Annotated in this window: 17 protein-coding genes; 13 read left to right on the forward strand and 4 right to left on the reverse strand. The window is 67.3% G+C overall.

The genetic code is table 11. The features are described 5' to 3' along the window. Positions 1-44 precede the first annotated feature (44 nt). On the reverse strand, positions 45-995 hold the full coding sequence (locus tag ACHL_RS02295; protein WP_015935690.1) for a LysR substrate-binding domain-containing protein: 951 nt from the start codon (positions 993-995) through the stop codon (positions 45-47). Positions 996-1395: 400 nt separating this feature from the next. Here ACHL_RS02295 and ACHL_RS02300 point away from each other — a divergent pair, with 400 nt between their 5' ends. The 11 genes from ACHL_RS02300 to ACHL_RS02350 all read left to right on the forward strand — a co-directional run bounded on the left by ACHL_RS02300 (position 1396) and on the right by ACHL_RS02350 (position 11589). Next, the gene (locus tag ACHL_RS02300; protein WP_015935691.1) at positions 1396-2181 is read left to right on the forward strand and encodes a LamB/YcsF family protein; all 786 of its coding nucleotides are present in this window, start codon (positions 1396-1398) and stop codon (positions 2179-2181) included. Between the two features lie 2 nt (positions 2182-2183). Continuing rightward, positions 2184-2915, forward strand: a complete 732-nt coding sequence (locus ACHL_RS02305; RefSeq protein ID WP_015935692.1) for a 5-oxoprolinase subunit B family protein — start codon at positions 2184-2186, stop codon at positions 2913-2915. Then, positions 2912-3925, forward strand: a complete 1014-nt coding sequence (locus ACHL_RS02310; RefSeq protein ID WP_015935693.1) for a 5-oxoprolinase subunit C family protein — start codon at positions 2912-2914, stop codon at positions 3923-3925. The genes ACHL_RS02305 and ACHL_RS02310 overlap by 4 nt, the downstream gene beginning before the upstream one ends. Positions 3926-3966: 41 nt before the next feature. After that, on the forward strand, positions 3967-5307 hold the full coding sequence (locus ACHL_RS02315) for an MFS transporter (protein WP_015935694.1): 1341 nt from the start codon (positions 3967-3969) through the stop codon (positions 5305-5307). A gap of 82 nt (positions 5308-5389) precedes the next feature. Further along, positions 5390-6145, forward strand: coding sequence for an SDR family oxidoreductase (locus ACHL_RS02320; protein WP_015935695.1), 756 nt, complete (start codon positions 5390-5392; stop codon positions 6143-6145). Between the two features lie 72 nt (positions 6146-6217). After that, positions 6218-7204: a 2-hydroxyacid dehydrogenase gene (locus tag ACHL_RS02325; RefSeq protein WP_015935696.1), complete on the forward strand. Its 987-nt coding sequence runs from the start codon at positions 6218-6220 to the stop codon at positions 7202-7204. Then, entirely contained in the window at positions 7201-7971 is a 771-nt protein-coding gene (locus ACHL_RS02330; RefSeq protein ID WP_015935697.1) for an SDR family oxidoreductase, read from the forward strand. Before ACHL_RS02325 ends, ACHL_RS02330 begins: the two co-directional genes overlap by 4 nt. Further along, on the forward strand, positions 7971-9077 hold the full coding sequence (locus tag ACHL_RS02335; RefSeq protein WP_015935698.1) for an L-idonate 5-dehydrogenase: 1107 nt from the start codon (positions 7971-7973) through the stop codon (positions 9075-9077). The genes ACHL_RS02330 and ACHL_RS02335 overlap by 1 nt, the downstream gene beginning before the upstream one ends. Next, on the forward strand, positions 9074-9676 hold the full coding sequence (locus ACHL_RS02340; RefSeq protein ID WP_015935699.1) for a gluconokinase: 603 nt from the start codon (positions 9074-9076) through the stop codon (positions 9674-9676). Before ACHL_RS02335 ends, ACHL_RS02340 begins: the two co-directional genes overlap by 4 nt. A gap of 66 nt (positions 9677-9742) precedes the next feature. Next, a complete protein-coding gene (locus tag ACHL_RS02345; protein WP_015935700.1) occupies positions 9743-10447 on the forward strand; it encodes a TetR/AcrR family transcriptional regulator in 705 nt (234 codons plus the stop codon). Then, positions 10444-11589, forward strand: coding sequence for a DMT family transporter (locus ACHL_RS02350; protein ID WP_015935701.1), 1146 nt, complete (start codon positions 10444-10446; stop codon positions 11587-11589). Before ACHL_RS02345 ends, ACHL_RS02350 begins: the two co-directional genes overlap by 4 nt. Positions 11590-11605: 16 nt before the next feature. Here the strand turns inward: ACHL_RS02350 and ACHL_RS02355 are convergent, their stop codons facing one another. Beyond that, the gene (locus ACHL_RS02355; protein WP_015935702.1) at positions 11606-11905 is read right to left on the reverse strand and encodes a DUF3040 domain-containing protein; all 300 of its coding nucleotides are present in this window, start codon (positions 11903-11905) and stop codon (positions 11606-11608) included. A 240-nt stretch (positions 11906-12145) separates the two neighbouring features. Further along, a complete protein-coding gene (locus tag ACHL_RS02360; RefSeq protein WP_015935703.1) occupies positions 12146-13192 on the reverse strand; it encodes an aldo/keto reductase in 1047 nt (348 codons plus the stop codon). A gap of 356 nt (positions 13193-13548) precedes the next feature. Here ACHL_RS02360 and malQ point away from each other — a divergent pair, with 356 nt between their 5' ends. Continuing rightward, a complete protein-coding gene (malQ, locus tag ACHL_RS02365; protein ID WP_015935704.1) occupies positions 13549-15741 on the forward strand; it encodes a 4-alpha-glucanotransferase in 2193 nt (730 codons plus the stop codon). A gap of 79 nt (positions 15742-15820) precedes the next feature. Next, the gene (locus ACHL_RS02370) at positions 15821-16714 is read left to right on the forward strand and encodes an SDR family oxidoreductase (RefSeq protein ID WP_043793703.1); all 894 of its coding nucleotides are present in this window, start codon (positions 15821-15823) and stop codon (positions 16712-16714) included. Between the two features lie 10 nt (positions 16715-16724). On the opposite strand, the gene ACHL_RS02375 is transcribed toward ACHL_RS02370, so the two are convergent. Then, the gene (locus ACHL_RS02375) at positions 16725-19778 is read right to left on the reverse strand and encodes an alpha-amylase family glycosyl hydrolase (protein WP_015935706.1); all 3054 of its coding nucleotides are present in this window, start codon (positions 19776-19778) and stop codon (positions 16725-16727) included. Positions 19779-20049 lie beyond the last annotated feature (271 nt).

Genomic DNA, 20049 nt, shown 5'->3' on the forward strand with positions numbered 1-20049 from the left:
AAGACCAATGGAGCGTGACCTGATAAGGCCGCCTTATGATGCGTTTAAGGAGTTTCCCGGGCTCCATCAGAGAGCGGCTGGTATTTGCTGCGCAGCATTTCCTGGAGCATTTCCTTCAGGACCAGCAGCACGGCCGAGCCTGCCTCGGACAGCGGCTCATGGTCCGGGGTGCACAGGGCGATCTTGCACTGCAGCGCCGGATCCACAATCCGGAGGACCCGGAAGTCTTCCTCGTGGAACAGGGCGTCCGCCGCGGACTTCGGCAGGATCGTGGCGCCCAGGTCGCTGCGCAGCAGCCGCGTGAGGGAAGGGACGGATTCCACCTCGCCCACCAGGTGCAGTTTAAGCCCCTTGCCCTCGATGCCCGCCTGCACCACCTGGCGAAGGGTGTGGATCTGCTCAGGGAGGAAAAGCCCCAGTGTGGAGGCCTCTTCCAGGGTGATGGTGCCCGCGTCCGGCCCCACCGGAAGCTCACGGCCGGCGTTGACGATCAGGTAGAGGTCCTCAACGATCAGCGTGGTGAACTGCACGCCCCGGATGGGCCCGGGCTCGTAAATCAGGGCCATGTCCAGCCGGCCGTTCTTGATGGCCTCGCTCAGCACGCCGCCGTAGATCTCCGTCAGGTGCAGCACGATGTCCGGGTAGCGCCGGTTCACTTCGCTGATGATCCGCGGCGTCAGGCTGGACGCCATGCTGTAGGGGGCGATGGCGATGGAGACCCGCCCCGACGGCGCAGCGCCTGACGCTGCAACATCCAGCCGTGCCTGCTCCACCAGCCTCAGGATGGTCTGCGAGTGGCGGTAGAGGGTGTGGCCCGCAGCGGTGGGCTCCACGCCCTGCTTGCTCCGGATCAGGAGCCTCTGCTTCAGCTCCGTTTCCAGGGAGGACACCTGCTGGCTCAGGGCCGGCTGGGCGACATGGAGGGCGGCGGCGGCCTTGGTAATGCTGCCGGAGTCGACGATCTTCACGAAGTACGCCAGCTTGCGGGTGTCCATAGCGTTCCTCTTTCCGGCGGGGACGGCACAGTACTGCGGGGGGTCATACGTTGGCGCTATGGCGGGACAGGCATTACGTCTTTGTGTGATCCCGGCCTCAGGCATAGGTTAATTGCAGATGACTTCCCAATGACCAGAACATTCTATCCCCGCTCCGGTCATAGCGGCTTCCGATGACGGCATATGCAATTTGCATAAACCGCAGAAGTGTCATTTGGCCGCATTGTTTTTACATTTCCGAAACAAGCCATAAGTACATTTCCAGGTGTCGGCCAACGTGCCGCAAATGGGGGTCATAACCGTCCCCTATCCCGTGACACCGATTACGTCTTTGTGTGAGTCAAGTCTCCGGTGCCACACTTTTTTACATCCCCGAACATGCAGCAGAGGAAGGCCCGCAATGCCCACAGTTGATCTCGTAGCGGATCTTGGTGAAGGTTTTGGTGCCTACTCGATCGGTGACGACAAGGCCCTCCTGGATATCGTTTCCAGCGCCAACATCGCCTGCGGTTTCCACGCCGGCGATCCGGACATCATGGACGCCACCGTCGCTGAATGCGTCCGCAAGGGAGTGGGCATCGGTGCCCACCCGAGCTTCCCGGACCTCCGCGGCTTCGGCCGCCGGGCCATGGACCTCACCGCGGACGAGGTCCGCAACGACGTCGTCTACCAGCTCGGCGCCCTCACGGCCTTTGCCGCCTACCACGGCGGATCCGTCTCCCACCTGGCACCGCACGGCCGCCTCGGCAACCTCGTAGCCACCCGCGCCGACTACGCGCAGGCCGTGGCGGACGCCGCAGTCCGCGTGGATCCCAACCTGATAGTGCTCGCCCAGGACGGCGAGCTGGCCACCGCCGCAGCTGACCGTGGCCTGCAGGTTGCCATCGTGGGCATCGCCGACCGCGCCTACCAGGAGGACGGCACCCTGGTTCCCCGCAGCCAGCCCGGCGCCGTCATCCACGACCCCTCAGCCATCGTCGAACGGACCGTCCGGATGGTCTGCGAAGGCCTGATCACCACGGCCTCGGGTACGGACCTTGCCATTCAGGCGGACACCATCCTGCTGCACGGGGACAACCCCGGCGCCGTCGAACTCGCCCGCCTGATCCGCAGCGAACTGATCGCCGCCGGCGTCACCGTGGCCCCGCTGGCGCAGGTGCTCGCCGCGAAGCAGAAGGTTTCCTGACCATGCCCGCCCCAACCACCGCCGCCCCCGCGGCACTGGAAATCCACGAGTCGGGTGACGCCGCCCTCCGGGTGGTGGCAACCTCCGGCAACCCCGAAGCCGACTGGGCCACCGTCCACTCCCTGGCAGGCTGGCTGGCAACGGCCGGCGTCGATGGCGTCCACGGCGCGGTGCCCACCTACGACTCCGTGCTGGTGGAATTCGACCCCTACCTCACCTCCGCGCGGCAGGTCCGGGCATTCGTGCTCCTCGCCATGCGCCAGCTGGACTTCACCGGCGCCACCGTCCGCGAGCCGCGCCGCTTCGACGTGCCGGTGGTGTACGGCGGCAGCTACGGACCGGACCTGGACCGCGTCGCTGAGCAGCAGGGCCTGGACGCCGCAGACGTCATCGCCCGGCACACCGAAAAGACCTACGTCATCCGCTGCCTGGGAGCACCCGCAGGCTCTCCCATGATGGACGGCCCGGACTTCCCGTTTCCCGTCCCCAGGCTGAAGGACCCGCGGCTCTCCGTCCCCGCCGGGGCGGTCTCCGTGGCCGGACGCCAGGCAGTGATCGCCCCGGCCACGGCCCCCGGCGGCTGGTGCGTCATCGGCCAGACGCCGCTGACCGTCCTGGATGCCACCCGCGAACCTCTGGTGCCCTACGTTCCGGGCGACGAACTGCGCTTTTACGCCATCCCGGAAAAGGACTTCGAAGACCTCGCCGGCAAGTTCCTGGAGGCGCGGCCATGACCGGCTCCCTCGTCATCCTTCAGCCCGGACACTCCGTGGTCACCGACCTCGGCCGCACCAAGGGCCCCGCCTTTGGCCTCCCGGTCAACGGCGCCTTGGACCAGTTCTCGGCCAAGGCCGCCAACATCCTGGCGGGCAACCCGGATAACGAACCTCTGCTGGAACTCACCGCACTCGACTTCCGGATGCGCGCCACCACGGACCTGCTGATCGCCGTCACCGGTGCACCGCTGGACCTCACCGTCGGCGGCCGCGACTGTTCCCAGTGGGAACCGGTCTCGGTCCGGGCCGGCGAAACAGTGGCAGTCCGCGGAATCCGTACCGGGCTCCGGGCCTACATCGCCGTCCGCGGATCATTCCCGGCACCCACCCTCCTGGGCAGCTGCGCCCCGGACACGGTGGTGGGCTTCGGCCTCAAGCTCGTGGAGGGAACAGAACTCGCCACGCAAAAGACCACGGCCCCCATCACCCAGCCGCATTACGGACTGCCCCTGTTCCGGCTGGGCCTGGCCAAACCCGACTTCACCACCCACCCGGTCATCGACGTCACAGACGGCCCGGACGTGGCGGAATTCGGCAACACCGCAGACCTGCTTTTCACATCGCAGTACACCGTCAGCCCCAGGAGCAACCACATCGGACTCCGGCTCGGCGGCGCACTGCCCGAACGCCAGCTCACCTCCGAAGTGCTGTCCCGCGGCGTCCCGGTGGGGGCCATCGAGGTCCCCTCCCGGGAGGAACTGCTGGTCCTGCACCGGGGACGCGGCGTGACGGCAGGCTATCCGGTCCTGGCAGTGGTCACGAGCCGCTCCCTGGACGTCCTGTCACAGGCCAGGCCCGGACACACCATCACCTTTCGAAAGACAACCGTTGCTGATGCAACGGCCACCCACAGGGCAGCCTGCCTGGAACTGGACAGGCTGCGCAGCACCATCCACACGGTCTTCGGACTCCTCGGCATCGGAGCCGGCGAGCGCTGGCACGAACTCAGCCCAGCGTCAGGAAGCTGAATCCCGTGAATGCTTTTCCCAAACCCACTAAGGAAAACAAGATGTCAACATCAACGAATGCGGTTACACCGCAGAATGACCGTCTGACTGCGAAGCAGACACGCAAGGTTGTCACCGCCGGCTGCGTGGGCATCTTCGTGGAGCTGTACGACAACGGCATTTTCGCGTTCATGGCCGGTACCCTGGCCCTGGTGTTCCTGGCACCGGGCAACCCGGACAACGCCCTGCTGTTCGTCTTCGCGGGCTACGCGGTGTCCTTCTTCGTCCGGCCCCTCGGCGCAGTCGTCTGCGGCTACCTGGGTGACCGGATCGGCAGGCAGAAACTGCTGGTCTTCGTCATCATGCTGATCAGTGTGGCCACCGCCGGCATCGGCCTGCTGCCGCCCTACGCGGCCATCGGAATCGCCGCGCCCATCCTGCTGGTCCTCCTGCGCCTGGTCCAGGGCTTTTCCGTGGGCGGCGAAGCTGCCGGCGCCATGACCTTCCTCGCCGAGCACGCCCCCGAAGGCAAGCGCGGCGTCATCACCTCCTACGCCCAGATCGCCTCCTTCGCAGCACTGCTGACCGGCACCTTGGTCGCCTTCTCCATGTCCCCGTGGCTCACCCAGGCAGCGATCGACGGCGGCGGCTTCGGTTCCTTCGCATGGCGCATTCCGTTCCTGGTGGCCATCCCCATGGGCATCATCGGCTGGTACATCCGCAAGGCCATCAGCGACACCCCCAACTTCGAGAAGCTGAAGGAAGAGGGCGGCCTTTCCAAGAACCCGCTCAAGGAAGCCCTGGCCAGCCCGGTCCACCGCCGTGCCATGCTCCTGGCACTGTTCATCCCGCTGATGAACGGCTCCGGCTACTACGTCCTGTTCTCCTACATGCCCACGTTCCTCAAGGGCAAGCAGCTGAACTTCACCATCGGTGAGGCCCTGCTGGTCACCGCCTGCAGCCTGGTGGTCATCTGCATCGCCATCCCGTTCATGGGCGCCCTGTCCGACCGCCTGGGCCGCAAGAAGGTCATCGCCGGTTCGGCTATCGCCATGGCCGTCCTGGGCATCCCGTCCTACGCCCTGATCGCCACCGGCCAGATGGGCCTGGCCATCCTGGGCGCCTGCATCATGGCCGTCGTCTTCGCCGGCCACACTGCAGTCATTCACATCCTGCTCGTGGAACTGTTCCCCACCCGGGTCCGCTACTCCGCCTACGGCGTGGGCTACAACATCTCCTCGGCCCTCTTCGGCGGCACCGCTCCGCTCCTGATGACCTGGCTGATTGCGGAAACCAACAACATCTACATGCCTGCCTTCTACGCCGTCATCACGGCGCTGGGTACCCTCGCGGCGGTCAGCACCGTCAAGGACCGCGCCCACGAACCACTGCGGGATGCTTAGGCACCCCTGACCCACAGGCTCCTGCGTCCGGCCCAGCTGCCGGGCGCAGGAGCACTCCCATTCCCCACACCTGGAGAACCACATGTCTTTTTCTGACTACACCACCGCCCTCGTCACCGGAGCCTCCACCGGCATGGGCGCCGCCATCACCGAACGCCTCACCAAGCGCGGCCTCACCGTCCACGCCGTGGCCCGCAACAAAGAACGCCTCGCTGACCTGGCGGACCGGACGGGAGCAGTCCCGCACGTGGTGGACCTGACCGACACCGCCGCGCTCGCCGCCGTCGTCCGCGACCTGAACGTGGACGTCCTGGTCAACTGCGCCGGGGTTTCCCGCCCGGGTAACATCCTGGACTCGTCCGAGCAGGACATCGATGAACTGGTGGACGTCAACCTCCGCGGCCTGCTGCAGCTGACCCGGCTGGTCCTGCCCGGCATGGTGGAGCGCGACCTGGGCCACATCGTCAACATCAGCTCGATCGCCGGCACGTACAACTTCTACGGCCACACGGTCTACCACGCCACCAAGGCCGCCGTGCACCAGATCTCCCGCCAGCTCCGCAACGACACCGTTGGCAAGCGCATCCGGGTCACCGAAATCTGCCCGGGCCGGGTGGAAACCGAGATCTTCGGACGCAACATGGGCGGCTCACCCGAGGCCATGGAAGAAGCCTGGAAGACGTACTACGAGGGCTACGAGTCGCTGACTACGGACGACATCGTCAACGCCCTTGATTACGCCATCGAAACACCGCGGCACGTAAATGTTGGCATGCTTGAACTCATGCCCACGTTCCAGGTGCCCGGCGGCCTCACCTTTGACCGCCGCGAGGACTGACGAACAGCCACTCCGCACTGCCCGGGACCCGGGCAGCCCATATCCAGACCGCCAACCCGATAGGCCGCACCGATGCAGTTGATACGAACCGTCAGTTTCCCCGAACCCCAGCTCCTGGCTGACCTCTCCCCGCTCCCCGAAGGACTCCGGGGCGTGGTGTGGGACATGCAGGGCGAACCCGACGCGGCCCACGGCAGCATTGACGGCGTCATCCTTCCGTACATCAACGCCGGGGCGGTCCTGGGGAACCTGGACAAGGTGCAGGACCTGAAGTTCGTGCAGACGCAGTCCACAGGGTTCGACGGCGTCCGCGAGGCAGCCGGGCCGGGCGCCGCAGTGGCAAACGCCTCAGGCGTGCACGCCGCCGCCACCGCCGAGCTGGCGGTGGGCCTCATCCTCGCCAAGCTGCGCGGCATCGACCAGGCCGTCCGCGACCAGGCAACCGAAAACTGGGCACCGCAGCGCCGCCAGTCCCTGGCGGACCGCCGCGTCCTGCTGCTGGGCATCGGCGGCATCGGGCAGGAACTGGCCCGCCGGCTTGAGCCGTTCGAGGTGACGGTGACCCGCGTCGGCAGCACGGAGCGTACCGACGAGCACGGCCAGGTCCATTCCTCGGCCCAGCTGGAAACCCTCGCCCGGGACCACGACATCCTGGTCTCCGTCCTGCCCCTGAATGACAACACCCACCACCTGGTCAACGAGCAGGTCCTTGCCGCCCTGCCCGACGGCGCCCTGGTGGTCAACGTGGGCCGCGGCCCCGTCATCGACACCGACGCGCTCACGGCCGAGGTTGTTTCCGGCCGGCTGCAGTGCGCCCTGGACGTAGTGGACCCCGAGCCGCTGCCGAAGGGCCACCCGCTCTGGTCCACGGACAACGCCCTGATCACCCCGCACGTGGGCGGTAACGCGTCCGCGTTCGAGCCCAGGATCCTCAAGCTCCTGAAGCGCCAGCTCGAAGCACTCGCCGCAGGCGAAACCCCGGCGAACCTGGTCCAGCAGGGCCCGTTCCAGCAGGCCTCTTCCCAGCAGGTCTCTTCCCCGCAGGGGGCGTCTGCATGAGCGCGCTGTTCGACCTGACCGGCCGGGTTGCCCTGGTCACCGGCTCCAGCCGCGGCATCGGCTCATCCCTCGCCCGCGCACTGGCCTACGCCGGCGCCACAGTAGTGCTCAACGGCGTCAACGCCGAGCGGCTCAAGGAAGCCGAAACGGCGCTCGCCGCCGACTTCCCGCCCGGACGCATCACCAGCGTCGCCTTCGATGTCACCGACGGCGACGCCGCGGCCCAAAGCATCGCCTGGATTGAGGAGAACGTCGGCCCGCTGGACATCCTGGTCAACAACGCCGGAATCCAGCACCGCGTCCCCATGCTGGACCTGGACGTGGCCGACTGGGAACGGGTAATCTCCACGGACCTCACCAGCGCATTCCTGGTGGGCCGGGAAGCGGCGCGGCACATGATTCCCCGCGGCCGGGGCAAGATCGTCAACATCTGCTCGGTGCAGACGGACCTGGCCCGCCCCACCATCGCCCCGTACGTGGCGGCAAAGGGCGGGCTGCGGAACCTGACCCGCGCCATGACGGCCGAGTGGGCCGCCTCCGGACTGCAGATCAACGGCATTGCCCCCGGGTACATCCACACCGAGATGACGCAGAACCTGGTGGACGACGAGCAGTTCAACTCCTGGATCCTCGGCCGGACCCCGGCCCACCGCTGGGGCACGCCCCAGGACCTCGCCGGCCCGGTGGTCTGGCTTGCCTCCAGCGGATCCGACTTCGTGAACGGCCAAACAATCTTTATCGACGGTGGAATGACGGTGGTGGTCTGATGCCAGGGAACACTTTCCAGGACACTGCGACCGAGGAGCTGCCGGCCTCCGGCCCGGCCCTGGTGGCCCACGCCGCGGGGGACCTGCGCATCGATGACGTGCCGCTGGCCGAACCGGCCGAAGACCAGGCCGTGGTGGAGGTGCTGTACGGCGGCATCTGCGGCTCGGACCTGCACTACTGGCTGCACGGCGCCGCGGGGGAGTCCATCCTGAAGGACCCGCTGGTCCTGGGCCACGAGATTTCCGGCGTGGTGGTCCGCGCCGCAGCCAACGGTGAAGGACCGCAGGCGGGTATCGCCGTCGCCGTCCACCCGGCCACGCCCGGACCCGGTGCGGCGAAGTACCCTGCCGACCGGCCCAATCTGTCGCCCGGCTGTACCTACCTGGGCAGTGCCGCCCGCCACCCGCACACGGACGGCGCGTTCAGCCGCTTCGTCAACCTTCCGGTGCGGATGCTGCGGCCCCTGCCGGAGGGTATCGACCTGCGCACGGCTGCGCTGATCGAACCCGCTTCGGTTGCCTGGCACGCGGTGTCCCGGGCCGGCGATGTCCGCGGCAAGACCGCCCTGGTGATCGGCTCCGGGCCCATCGGCGCGCTGGCCGTCGCGGTCCTCAAGCGGGCCGGCGCCGCTCACATCACCGCGGTGGACCTGCACGCCAAGCCGCTGGAGATCGCCGCCGCCGCCGGGGCAGACCACGTCATCAACGCCGCGGACACGGCAGCCATCGAGGCCGTCGAGGCGGACGTGGTGATCGAATCATCCGGCAACCACCACGGTCTCGCCTCGGCTATCCGCGGCGCCGTCCGCGGCGGCACCGTGGTGATGGTGGGGCTGCTGCCCACCGGTATGCAGCCGCTTCCCATCTCGCTGGCCATCACCCGGGAGCTGGATCTGAAGGGCTCCTTCCGCTTCAACGACGAAATCGACGAGGTTATCGCCGCACTCGCCGACGGGAGCCTGCACATCGACCCCGTCATCACCCACGAGTTCCCGCTGTCCGATGCCTTGCACGCGTTCGAGGTGGCCAAGGACTCCACCAACTCCGGCAAGGTCCTGCTCAGCTTCAGCGGCGGCGGGTCCGCGCAGGAGGCGGGCGGGCAGTGACCACGCAGGTACCGCCGCTGGTGGTGATGGGCGTTTCCGGGTGCGGCAAGTCAACCGTGGGTGCGCTGCTGGCGGGCCGCCTCGGCGTTCCCTTCCTGGACGGCGACGATTTCCACCCCGCTGCCAACAAGGAAAAAATGGCCGCGGGCATCCCGCTCACCGATAGCGACAGGGAGCCCTGGCTCGCCCGGATCGGCCATTTGCTGGCAGGGCAGGACCCTGTCGGGCCTGGTCCGGCAGGGAAAAATCCGGTGGGGTCCGGCGCCGGGGCCGCGGGAAATTACGACGGCGGCACACCGGTTGCGCCCATCGTCGCCTGTTCCGCGCTCAAGCGCAGCTACCGTGACCTTCTGCGCGCTGCCGCACCGGACGTCGTTTTCGTGCATCTCTCCGGCAGCCCGGAAACCATCGCTGCCCGGATGGACGCCCGGGCCCATGAGTTCATGCCCCGCACCCTGCTCGAGTCCCAGCTGGCCACCCTTGAAGCCCTGGAATCGGACGAGGCGCACATCCTCGGCGATATCGCCCTGGATCCGGGTGCCCTCGTGGACGCCATAGTGCACAAGCTGCGTTCACGGGCAGGCGAGACCGCGGCATAAGGTGCCGGGTCCGGTGCAACCCATCCTTGGGTAGGTAGACTGGTCTACCTACCCAAGGAGCTAGGCATGCCTGCCGATGTATCAGCCCAACCCGACGCACCAGCCCTATCGGTCGCGGCTTCCGCCCCGTCGACTGCTGCGTCCGCTTCTGAGGCTTCCGCGGCAACGCCGTCCGCCCGGCCACCGGCCCGCCAGCTGCTGCTTGAGGCCGCCGCCCGGCTGTTTTATGCCCAGGGCGTGGGTGCCACGGGGATCGACACCATCACCGCCGCGGCCGGTGTCGCAAAGAAAAGCCTCTACAACAACTTCGCGTCCAAGGCCGATCTGGTGGCCGCCTACCTCGAGGCCCGCCATGAGGAATGGCTGGACCTGTACCGCGCCCGGGTGGCAATTGCCGCCACCCCTTCCGAACAGGTCCTCGCAGTGTTCGACGCGTACCTGGACCACGCCAACTTCGCCTACGAGCACGGCTTCCGCGGCTGCGGCCTGCTGAATGCAGCGGCCGAACTGCCCGTTGGCCATCCCGGGCGGCTAGCGGTGCGGCAGCATAAAGAAGAAGTCGAACACCTGCTGGCCACGCACGTGGCTGCCTATCAGGCGGATCGTCCCGCGCCTGCGGCCTCACCGGACGCGTCCGAACGGACAGCCGGGCTCGCCCGGCACCTCTCCTTCCTCCTCGAGGGAGCGATGGCGAGGGCCGGCCTCGAAGGCGACGATTCCCAGCTCCGGGACGCCAAACGCATTGCCCAACAGATGCTGGCAGGACTGTGACAGGCGGCCCCGGCGCAGTCCTGCCAGCTCCTGGCGTAAGCGGGCACGCCGGGCACGCTAACGCGCCGCTCTGGGGTGCCCTGTTTGTCGTCGCGGCCTCCATCCTGTGGGGCACCACCGGAACCGCCGCCACCCTCGCGCCCGGGGTGAGCCCGCTGGCTATCGGCGCAGTGGCCATGGGGGTCGGCGGCCTGCTCCAGGCACTGCTCGCGGCCCGGGCCATCAGGCGCCAGTGGTCCGGCATCCGGCGGCGGTGGCGGCTCGTGACAGTGGGAGCGGTGGCGGTGGCCGTATACCCCCTGGCGTTCTACAGCTCGATGCACCTTTCCGGAGTGGCCGTGGGCACCGTGGTCTCCATCGGATCGGCACCCGTGGCGGCAGCCCTGATCGAAAGGTTCGCCGACAGGAAGCCGCTGACCCGGCGATGGATCGCCGGTGCGTTCCTTGGCGTGGGTGGAGCGGCGCTGCTCTCCTTCGCCGGTCACAGTCCCGCGACCGCCGGTACCGCAGCCGGTACGAACGCCGCCGGGGAATGGGGTTCAACGGCGGGAATCCTCCTGGGGCTGCTGGCCGGCGGCACGTATGCCCTCTACTCGTGGGCGGCGCACCGGCTCATCGGCGGCGGCATCCCGTCCCGGGCGGCGATGGGCAGTATCTTCGGGGTGGGCGGGCTGCTGCTGATGCCCGTCCTGGCCGTTACAGGTGCACCACTGCTCAGCTCCTGGGCCAACTTCTCGGTGGGCGCCTACATGGCTCTGGTCCCGATGTTCGCCGGCTACATCCTGTTCGGCTGGGGCCTGGCCCGGGTCCGGGCCAGCACGGCCACCAGCATCTCGCTGCTGGAAACGGTGGTGGCGGCTGTCCTGGCCGTCCTGGTGGTGGGGGAGCGGCTCCCGGCCCTTGGCTGGCTTGGCGCCGCCGTCGTACTGGGCAGCCTGTTCATCCTGACGCCGCGGACCCGGCGCGCCACCCAGCCTGCCGACCCAGTGGACGGCACGCGGTCAGGGCCAAAGCCCGGCGGCCCAGCCGAAACCGCCCAGCTCGTGCCGGAGCCCGTTGGACCGGCCGAAACTACCGACTCGGCAACGGAGACTGCAGGGACTCAGCCGGCAAACGCCGCTCGCGGGCACGTCGCCCGTTAGGCAGGCCGCGGGGAGGTCACCCGGTGGCCCTGCCACGCTGCGGACCGCGCCCGCTGGCCGGACGGTTCAGCAGGAGGCAGCCACCCAGCACCAGCAGCATGGCGCCCACCACCACGGCGGCCAGCTCCCGGCTGCCGATGCCCGCGGCGATGATGGCGAACGCGAGCAGGCACACCAGGGAGCCGGGCACGAGGCCCGGCGGAATACGGCGGGACGGGTAGCCGGAGAGCAGCTCCATGGCCAGATGGGGGTCGTCGGCGATCAGTCCGAGTTCCAGCTCCTTGAGCAGCCTCCGCTCCTCTTCGGACATTGGCATCGGATGCCTCGGGGTTCCAGGAGACGCGGGTATGGCATATGACGCTAAAAGCCTTCCCGCGCCGGGTCAAGGGCTTGCACCCCCATCTTTGGCTTTAGCGCCCGGGGACGTCCTACGGGAGCCCGCCGGCACGGACCCGGAAACCTTGGCGCCTAACTACGTTCCACAGCGCTCGACGGCGGGACGGCGGCAAGGCGGCCACGGCAGCCCGTACACCGGGGCGCCGCGTCGAAAAGCGGCCTACCGCCGTCGTAATTCCGCGAACTCGATGGAAGGAACGATCGCTCCCGCGTCCCGCTCCACGAAGTTGGTGCCCGGCGGCACAAGGTCATCGATGGCATCCAGGACCGGCTCGCTCAACCGGACATCCGCCGCCCCAAGGTACGCCTGAAGGTGTTCCTCGTTGCGGGGCCCGATGATCACGCTGCTGATGGCGGGGTGGGTCAGGGCGAACCCGATGGACAGGTCCACCAGGGAAAGTTCCAGCTTGTCCGCCAGCCTGGCCAGCGCATCCGCGGCAAGGAGCTTGCGCTCGCTGGCCGGCCCCGAAATGTCGTACCGGCCCGGGAGCGAGTGCACCCGGGTGGGAGCCTTGCCGGCTTCGAAGGTGAAGCTTCCGGAGAGCCAGCCGCCCGCCAGCGGACCGTAAGCCAGAACGCCAAGCCCGTACTGCTGCGCGATGGGCAGGACGTCGCGCTCATTTCCGCGGACCAGCATGGAATACGGCACCTGGTTGCCCAACGGGGGGATGAGGTGGTTGGTGTTGGCCAGCCACTGCGCCTCCACCAGTTGCGCCGGAGTGAAGACCGATGTGCCGTAATACAGGATCTTGCCCTGCCGGATCAGGTCGTTGAGCGTGGTGATCGTTTCCAGCACATCGGTGTTGTAGTCCGGCCGGTGCGCCTGGTAAAGGTCGATCCGGTCCGTCTGCAGCCTGCGGAGGCTGCCCTCCACGGCTTGGGTGATCCAGCGGCGGGAGTTGCCGGAGTGGGCCGGGTTGGCGCTCATCTGGCCGTGGAACTTGGTGGCAAGGAAAACGTCGTCGCGCCGGCCGCGCAGGGCCCGGCCCACCACCTGCTCGGATTCGCCCTGGGAGTAGACGTCCGCTGTGTCGATGGCGGTGATGCCCGAGTCGAGGGCGGTGTGGATGATGCGGATGCTTTCGTCCGCGCCGGTGGGGGCCCCGTGCGGACCGCCGGCGCCCTCGCCGAAGTTCATGGTGCCAAGGGTGAGTTGGCTGATTGGGGTGCCCGAACGTCCGAACACCCTCAGTTCGCTGAGGCTCATCCCCGGTTCCCTCCTATTGGCTCCGTGCCAGTTGCGTATATGCCTGAATGCCTGTTGATGAATGCCTGTTGCCGGCGCGTCGTGTGGTGGTTACGTGCCGCCGGTCGTCACGAGGCTACACAGATTCACTTCCACCCGGCGGAATCCCGCCTTGTTCCTTCTCTTTTCGACGCGGGAAGTAACGCACGGCAACGGGCGTGACGTTTTGTGGCGGGCAGGCCAACTTCAGGCGGCAGTTTCGTCCCGCGGCAGCACTGCAATAATCTGAACCCACGGTTGTGCGCGGGGGTGCAAACGCCCGGTGCAACATGCAGCACGTAAGTTCAGGCCCATCACACCAGACGGAGCGGACACGCATGACGGCATCAGACCAGCAGCACGTATTACGGCGGAACGCGCCCGCGGAACTACCGGCCGTGGATGCGCACCTGCTGCAGCAGCTCGCGGACGCCCATGGGGTGGGCACTTCCTTCCAGGGCTGGGACGGGCTGCCGCACGCGGTGTCCCTGGAGACCCTGACGAAGGTCCTGGGCGCGTTGGGCGTGCCGGCCCACACCGAGGAACAGATCCGGGCGGGGCTGGCCGAAGCGGAACTGGCTCCCTGGCGCAAAACGCTGCCTCCCGCCGTCGTCATCCAACAGGGCGAGCCGGCCCAGGTACCGGTGCATATTCCCGACGGTGCCGCGGTGAGCCTCCGCATCAGCCTTGAAGGCGGAGCGGGGAGCGTGGAGGCAGCCCAGCAGGACGTGTGGGTGCAGCCGCGGGACGTGGACGGCGTGGCCATGGGCCGGGCCACTTTCGCCCTGCCGCCGGACCTGCCGCTCGGCTGGCACACGCTGCACGCGGAGGCCGGAAGTGTCACCGCCACAGCAACACTGGTGGTGACGCCGGCGCGGCTGGATACCGCCAGGGACCTTGAGGAGCGGCGCGGCTGGGGGCTCGCCACCCAGCTGTACTCCGTGCGTTCGAAGCGTTCGTGGGGGATCGGAGATTTCGCCGACCTTGCCGACCTCGCAGCGATCAGTGGAGCCCGCGGCGCCGATTACGTCCTCGTCAACCCCCTGCACGCTGCAGAGCCCGTTCCACCGGTGCAGCCCTCACCGTACTCGCCGTCCACCCGGCGGTTCTTCAACCCGATCTATATCCGGATCGAGGCGGTTCCGGAGCTTGCCTACCTGCGGCCCCGGAAGCGGGCTGCGCTGGAGAAGCTGCGCGAGGAAGTGGCAGGGCTCAACAGGGATGCCGAACGGCTGGACCGGGACGCCGTCTACGCAGCGAAACTGCAGGCGCTGGAACTGCTGTACCACACGCGCCGGTCGCCGTCCCGGCAGGCGGCCTTCGATGAGTTCTGCCGCATTTCCGGCAGCGGCCTGGACGACTTCGCCCTCTGGTCAGCCATCCGCGAGGACGCAGCCCCGGACGATCCCATGTGGACTGACCCGGCGTTCTCGCTGGATTCGCAGGAGGCGCAGGCGCTGCGGGCAAGGCTCGAGGATCGGATCGGCTTCCACCGGTGGCTGCAGTGGATCTGCGACGAGCAGCTGGAGAACGCGCAGCAGGCAGCGCTGCGTTCTGGGATGCGGCTGGGCGTGGTGCACGACCTCGCAGTCGGCGTGGACCACAGCAGCGCTGACGCTTGGACGCTGAAGGGCGTGCTCACCCCCGGCACCAGCGTTGGCGCGCCGCCGGACATGTACAACCAGCAGGGCCAGGACTGGGGCCAGCCGCCGTGGCACCCTTCGCGGCTGGCCGAAGCGGGCTACCAGCCGTTCCGCAACATGCTGGCCACCGTGCTGCGTCACGCCGGCGGCATCCGGGTGGACCACATCCTGGGACTTTTCCGGCTGTGGTGGATCCCCAGCGGCAACGCCCCCGGCGACGGCGCCTACGTGAAGTACGACCATGAGGCACTGATCGGCATCCTGGCACTGGAAGCGCACCGGGCGGGTGCAGTGGTGATCGGTGAGGACCTGGGCACCTTCGAACCGTGGGTGCGGGACTACCTTGCCGCGCGCGGCATCCTGGGCACGTCCATTCTTTGGTTCGAGTACGACGGCGATTCGCCCCTTGCGCCCGAAAAGTACCGGACGCAGGCTCTTTCCAGCGTCAACACCCACGATCTTCCGCCCACCGCCGGTTACCTCGCCGGAGACCACGTAGCGTTACGGAGCTACCTGGGGCTGCTGGAACGGTCCGAGGCCGAAGAGCGTGCCCAACACAACGCGTCCCTGGAAAAAATGTTCGCGCTGCTCCGCGAACGCGGCTACCTGACCGGATCCGGCTCCGGCGGTGACGCGGAGGAGCAGACCATCGAGGCCCTGCACCTGCTGCTGAGCCAGACGCCGTCCGTGCTGTTGGGCGTGGCGCTGGTGGATGCGGTGGGGGAGCGGCGGGTGCAGAACCAGCCCGGAACCACAGAGGCGCTCTACCCCAACTGGCAGGTGCCCCTGGCCGGCCCGGACGGCAAGCCGGTGTTCCTTGATGACCTCCCCGCGAACGCGCGGTTCAACTCGCTGCTCGCGGCGGTGGAGGAGGCCCTGCACGGCTAGATAATGGTGAGGAGAGTGCTATCCCCACCCGCCCCTAACCTCGCAAGCTCGGCCAGGGAACCCTAGCGGGCGTGGGCCCATTTTATTCGGCGGCGGTACCGGCATGCTCGGCGGCCAGGTGGTCACAGCGCTGTTGGACCGGGGCAAACCGGTGCGTGCCCTGGTGCGGCCCGGTTCGGATGCCTCGCGGCTGGAATCCCTCGGCGTGGACATAGCCCGAGGGGACATGATGGACCCCCGATCCTTGGACCAGGCCATGGCCGGTGCCGACGCCGTGATCACCTCAGCTGCCGGCTACACGAAGCACCGTAAGGGCGATAGCCCCGCAACCGACACCGCGGGCAACGCCAACCTGGCGGAAGCGGCGGCCCGGGCAGGCGTCCGGCGCTTTGTCCTCACCAGCATCCTGACCTGCGACGAAACCCCGGAGGTGCCGCACTTCTGGCACAAGAAGCTCATGGAAGACAAGCTCGAGGGACTCGGCGTACCGTTCGTTGCGCTGCGGCCGGGCGCCTTCCTGGACCAGGTCACGCGGTTCAGCGGTGACCCTGTGACCAAGGGCAAATTGACGTGGTTCGGTTCGCCCAACGTTCCGCTCACCTTTGTGCTCACCCCCGACCTTGCCGGCTACCTGGCAGACGCCGTAGATGCTCCGGGCGTCGACGGGGAGCGGATCGACATCGGCTGGGACCGTCCGGTCCGCATGAAGGACGTGGCGGACATGATGGGCCAACTCAGCGGCTCGAAGGTCGGGGTCCGTTCCGTGCCCTTGAGGGTGCTGAAGACGGCCGGAGTGGTGCTGGGACGGGTGAACCCGACGGTGCCGGACATGGCGTCGATGATGGGCTGGTTCCAGACCGGCCGCTACGTCGCCAACACCACCAGGCAGCGGGCAGTCTTCGGGCCGCCGCCAACGGCCGAGGATGCCATCCGGCGGTTGCTCGGCATCCTCGGCCATCCGGTCGACAGGTAGGACAGCCCCGCTATCCGGCGGTGATCACGTGGGTGAAGTGGTCGTACCGGAAAGTGACCGGGCCGCCGTCGTGCTTCAACGCGATGTTGGCGCCGGGGGAAGCTCCGCCGGCCCCGTAGCTCACGTTCCAGGACCGGTCCAGGGCGGCTTTGAATTCGTAGCTGCCGGCCGGGAGGTCGGGATAGGTCAGCTTCCAGATGAGACTGGCCGGATCCAGGGTGAGCTGGGCCTGATCGCACGCGGGATCCCAGTCCGCCGCGCAGCCAAGTTCACTGTCCATACTGCCTGCGGCGGCAACCGCCCCGGGCTGCTGCGCGGCATAGGTGGCGCTCAGCAGGTGTGTGCTGTTGTCGTACCGGAAGGTGACCGGGCCGCCCGGGTGGTTGAGGATGATGTTCTGTCCGGCAGGTTGGCCGTCCGCACCGTAGTTCGTGTCCCAGTTGCCGTTGAGCGCAGCCTTGTACTCGTAGGTGCCTGCCGGCAGGTCCGCCTGTAACCGCCAGATCCGGTCCGCAGGGTCCAGGACCAGCTGCGCCTGGGCACAGGTTGGGTCCCAGTCCGCGGCGCAGCCCATCGCCTTGTTCAGTGACCCGGCCACCGCCACCGAATCGGGCTGCGGTGCTTCGCCCACGGTGACCGTCCGGGTCCCGCTGACAACGCTGAACCCGGGCCCGGACATGAGGGCGCGGTACTGAACCGTGGTGCCGTCGGCCAAGGCAGAGATGTCATCGGTGGCCGAGTACACGGGGGAGGAACTGTCAGTTCCCACGGGTGTCCACTCTCCGCCGCTGACGCTCCGCTGGAAGGACACCACGTTGCTGGACTTTTCGGGATCGGCCGTGGCGCTGAGCTCAACTGCGCCCTGGACGTTGCTGCCCTCTGCCGGCTGCTGCAGTGTCAGCACCGGGGCGGGAACGCCGGCACTGCGTGCCTGGCTGGTGGCGGTATGGCCGCCGTTGTCGAGCACTGTGGCGCGGTACTCCACGGAGGTCCCGGCGTCCAGGGCGGCAACGTCGTGGAACACCTGGTACGGCGCGGCATCGTCGGTGCCGATTGGTGTCCAGTTTCCGCCGGCCTGCTTCGCCTCGAAAGTGACCTCGTAGAACGAAGTACCGCCGACGTCGGCCGTCACCTGAATCCGCCCGTTGTCGCCGGCTGCCGGCGCCGGTTGCTGAAGGGCGACTGCGGGAGCGGACTTGGAGTGCGGGATGCGGCCCGAGGACTGATAGACCACGGCTGAAAGCGGCGGCACGGTGACCGTCAGGGTGCCGGCGTCCGATGTCTTGGCCTTGGCTGCTGCGTCTCCGTAGATGCGGGTGTAGTTCCGCTTGGCGATGTACGTGGGGACTTGGGCGGTCTGGGGCTGCTCGCTGTTGTTCAGTGCCACCACGTATTCGCGCTGGTCCTTGGCATCGGTCCGGGAGAACGCATAGATGCCGGGGCCGTCGGAGGCGTAGCGGCCCTGCTGGGCGCCGTTCCGCAAGGCGGGATGTTCCTTGGTGAGGGCAGCAAGTTCCCTGATCCCGGTGTAGAGCGGATGGGCGGTACTGAAGTTGTCCGTGGCATGCGTGGCGTCGGTGCCCAGCAGGTCATCGTCCAGGTATTCCGGCACTTGGCTGGCGAACAGCGTTTGCCGGGCGTCCTGGTCTCCACCGGGCCCGGTGAAGCCTTGCTCGTCCCCGTAGTAGACCACAGGGTTGCCCCTGGAGAAGTACATGAGTTCGTGGGCAAGGCGGTCGCGGGCCACCTTCTCGGAGTCCGTTGCTCCGGGATTGTCGGCTGCGATGAAGCTGCCGATGCGGCCCATGTCATGGTTGCCCAGGAACGTGGGGAGTTGGTAGGCGTTCGAATCAGCATCGGTGTACCAGTCATCGCCCGCGAAGAATTGCTGCAGGGTACCGGCGTCCTGGCCCTTGGATGCGAAGTTCCGCGCTGCGTCCTGAAATGGAAAGTCGAGGACGGCCTGCATCCGGTTCCGCGTAGTGAACTGCGATGTGAAGCTCTTGGAGGTGTCGAAGACCTCGCCGAACATGAAGAACTCGTCCTTGCCCTGTTCCTTGGCGTAGTTGAGCACGTCCGGACCGAAGTCCTGCCAGAACTCGTCATTAACGTGCTTCATGGTGTCGATCCGGAAACCGTCAACCCCGGAGTCGCGGATCCAGTTCTTGTAGATGTCCTTCATGCCGTTGACCACTGTGGGGTGTTCGGTGAAGAGGTCGTCCAGGCCGAAGAAGTCCCCGTAGAACGAGTCCTCGCCGGTAAACGTGGTGTCACCCCTGTTGTGGTACAGGGTGGGATCGTTGAGCCACGCCGGGACCTTGAGGTCCTCTTCGCCAGGTTCCAGGACGGGTTTGTAAGGGAACGACGTGCCGGCATCCAGTTTCGGGAACGCGTCCGTCCCCGCGTAGTCGCGGTCATCGAAGGCCTGTCCGTCGGCAGTTTTGTAGGGGACTTTGTCCTTGAAGACGTAGCCCTTCCGTTCATTGTTGTCGCCGTAGCCGATAACGTCCGCCGTGTGGTTGGTGATGATGTCGAAGTAGACCTTCATCCCGCGGGCGTGGGCTTCGTCGATGAGCGCCTTGAGTTCGGCGTTGGTGCCCAGGTGGGGATCGATTTGGGTGAAGTCGGTGACCCAGTAGCCGTGGTAGCCGGCCGATTTGTCCTCTGGTTGAACGGGTTTGTTCTTGAAGCTGGGCGTGAGCCAGATCGACGTGGTGCCAAGGCCCTGGATGTAGTCGATCTTGTTTCGGAGCCCGGCCAGGTCGCCGCCGTTATAGAAACCCTTCTTGGTGGGGTCGAAGCCGGACACCATGGGATCGGAGCCCAAGCCTCCCTGGTCATTGGCGGTGCTGCCGTTGCTGAACCTGTCCGCCATGACGAAGTAGAAGTTTTCGTCCGTAACAGGCGCGCGGAGCGAGTGTTGGGCCGCCGACGCCGGGTCCTTCGAGGCGGGAGCCGCCTGCGCCGGGAGCGACGCAGTAGAGATGGCAATGGTTGCCGCGAGGAGCCCGACGGCGGCCCGTCGGGCTCCAGCGCCGTTACGGGTGCGGGCACGGGATGGCATTGGGGGGTTGGCGCGTGGGGGCACGCCGGTGGAGGTGCGGAGTATCAAGGGTGAGACCTTCCTGGTAGCGGCGCTGCTGTACAGGCTTGCTGTCGGCAAGGGTTGGTGCGGCAGGGGTGCCGCCGGGTCCGAAGGAAAGCATGCTTCCTGTGAACCACATCACAACCGTAGGCGCTGGCGCAGGATTACTCCAGTGTTTAGGAAATTGCCAGATGGAGGGCGCCAGAAAAGATCCCTTACACGGCTTGGGGCCGCTTCGGGTACGGGCCGC

The sequence above is a fragment of the Pseudarthrobacter chlorophenolicus A6 genome (assembly GCF_000022025.1).
GTDB lineage: Bacteria > Actinomycetota > Actinomycetes > Actinomycetales > Micrococcaceae > Arthrobacter > Arthrobacter chlorophenolicus.